The sequence below is a fragment of the Oleiphilus sp. HI0117 genome, from assembly GCF_001635235.1.
In genome coordinates, this window is sequence record NZ_LWGA01000520.1 from 1 (window position 1) to 296 (window position 296).

Consider the following 296-nt stretch of genomic DNA (forward strand, 5'->3'; position numbering starts at 1 on the left):
ACAGCCAAAAACGAGGATAGTGGAAAAGATAAGTCAGATGGTGAGGCGGAAAAAAGTGAGCAAGCGGCAGACAAAGACGATGCAGTTACCGAAGACAGTTCTGATCCAGATAAACCTGTTGATATAGACCTTGCCGATAAAGAAAAGCAGCTAAAAGCAATTCCCTACCAAGACAAAGCGCTTGCGCACGTGAACGCTGGTATTTCGTACTTACAGCAGCAAGGCTATCAGAATATTGTTTTGTTAGCCTATCGCGCTTCAGCCAACATTGCCTTTGAGTATCTCAAGCAAAAGCA

1 protein-coding gene is annotated in these 296 nt (G+C 44.3%); it reads left to right on the top strand.

Features of this window, described 5'->3' with window-relative positions:
* Positions 1-296: DUF3530 family protein (locus tag A3757_RS05815; RefSeq protein WP_156506208.1), on the top strand; the 296-nt coding region annotated here is incomplete at both ends.